Origin of the sequence: Tritonibacter sp. SIMBA_163, from assembly GCF_046535935.1 — a bacterium.
Lineage (GTDB): Bacteria > Pseudomonadota > Alphaproteobacteria > Rhodobacterales > Rhodobacteraceae > Epibacterium > Epibacterium scottomollicae.
In genome coordinates this window covers 1-250 of sequence record NZ_JAWJBP010000965.1, presented here as the reverse complement: position 1 = coordinate 250, position 250 = coordinate 1, and the positions used below count along the sequence as shown (strand labels likewise).

Here is a 250-nt window from a genome sequence, read left to right as displayed (position 1 = left end):
ATAGTCCCTTAGAGCCGAGAGCAGAATTTCATGTTAGCGAAGATGCGATGACGATCGCGTTTCGTAATTTATTACGCCATCATTATCAATAAGGAAGGAACATTTTAATGTCTGGAATTAATCTTAATTACATTGACCATGTTGCTTTAACCGTGACTGACCCTGAAAAATCTGTTGCTTGGTATGAGCAAGTTTTAGGAATGGAACAATGCTTCATGCATGGCTTAGAAGGTCCGCCTTTTCTCCTTCG

1 protein-coding gene is annotated in these 250 nt (G+C 40.0%); it reads left to right on the top strand.

The window, feature by feature from the left end; all coding sequences use genetic code 11:
- Nucleotides 1-107: 107 nt before the first annotated feature.
- The coding region (locus tag R0J92_RS25195; RefSeq protein ID WP_411053697.1) for a VOC family protein at nucleotides 108-250 on the top strand (143 nt) is incomplete at its 3' end.